A 1,446-nucleotide genomic window follows, 5' to 3' on the forward strand; every position below is an offset into this window, starting at 1 on the left:
CGCCTGGTGTTTTATAGCCCCTCTCCCCCCCGCATTTTCCCCGCGCCCCCCCGCCCGCCCGGTGGTCCGGGGGGTGTCGGGCTGGGCCCGGGCTCTCCGCCGGTGGGCGTGCGGTGCGCCGCCGGGCGGTGCGCCGCGGGAACGCACACGCGGACGAGGCGACGCGGTGAAGCGCGCACGGCTCACGGGCGCGGCCGAGGGGGCGGCCTCCCGGGGCTCACCGACCGGAGGCAGGCCGGGGGGTGGGTCCGGGCGGTGGACCGGCCGCAGCGCCCGGCGGACCGACGACGGCGGCCCGTCGGCCCGCTCCGGGGTTGCGGGTCCACCCCGCCCGTCAGCAGGACGGTGGCCGGCGCACGGCGGTGACGGGCGCACGCACCGGGACGGGAGCCGCCGGCCCGCACCGTCCGCGGGCACACCAGGGGGCCTCGTCCGCCGTGGGCGGGCGCGCAGTGCGCTCCCCGTCTCCCGCCCTGGAGGCGGACCGCGGGTGACCCGCTCAGGCGCGCAAGCCGTCGCGGACGACCGCGATGACGCGTTCCTGGGAGGCGGTGCCCACCGGTTCGCGCTGTCCGGCGAGGAACAGTGCGCGCAGCAGGACCGCCAGGTCCTCGACGCCGAGGTCGGCGCGGACCGCACCGGCGTCCTGGGCGCGCGTCAACAGGTGGGCCAGTGCCGCCCACAGATCGCGGTTGGCCTCGGTGAGGCTCGCGCTCACGTCGATGCCGGCCCCGGCGAGCGCGTCGAGGAGGTCCTTCTTCGCCGCGCTCTCGGACAGCAGGAGCGAGACCGCCTCGAAGAACGCCGCACCGGCCACGGGCGCCTGCGAGAGTTCACGGACCCTCTCGGAAAGGCTTTGCACCCGGTCCAGGAGTACCGCGTCGAAGAGCGCCTCCTTGGTCGGGAAGTGCCGGTAGAGAGTGCCGGGTCCGACTCCGGCGCGACGGGCGATCTCGTCGAACGGCACGAAGAGCCCGTCGCGGGCGAACGCCTCCCGGGCAGCCGTGAGGACCCTGGCACGGTTGCGCCGGGCGTCGGCACGCATCCTCGGCGGCGACTGCTCGGTCACTGGTCCTCCTGGGGCGTGTCCACACCGCGAACCGACGGGCCCGTGCGCCCGCGCTCACCCTAGTACACGCCGTTCGGGTGCCCGGCTGTCGGTTCAGCGGGCCGCCGACCACCGGGCGGGGCGGGCTCCCGTGCCGGCCGGCGGTCTTCGTGGCGGGACGTGCGGGGCGGGGGCGCCGGGCGTCGTGGGGGGGGTGAGGAGGAGGAAGCGGAAGGCCACCGCGCACGCCGTTCCCCCGGCGGCGGAGCCGGGCCCGCCACCGACCGCCCGCGCCCGGTGGTCGCGCAGTGGTGCGGGCGTGGGGGGGCGGGGGGGGGGGGGGCGGGGGGGCGCGGGGGGCGGGTGGGAGGAGGTGGCCGGGCGGTGCGGCCCGGCCG

At 78.4% G+C, this 1,446-nt stretch carries 1 protein-coding gene; it reads right to left on the reverse strand.

What is annotated here, in order from left to right; translation table 11 throughout:
* Positions 1-499: 499 nt before the first annotated feature.
* Entirely contained in the window at positions 500-1,069 is a 570-nt protein-coding gene (locus tag ACFV3R_RS34095; protein ID WP_385591309.1) for a TetR/AcrR family transcriptional regulator, read from the reverse strand.
* Positions 1,070-1,446 lie beyond the last annotated feature (377 nt).

Origin of the sequence: Streptomyces sp. NPDC059740 (assembly GCF_042733155.1) — a bacterium.
Classification (GTDB): Bacteria; Actinomycetota; Actinomycetes; order Streptomycetales; family Streptomycetaceae; genus Streptomyces.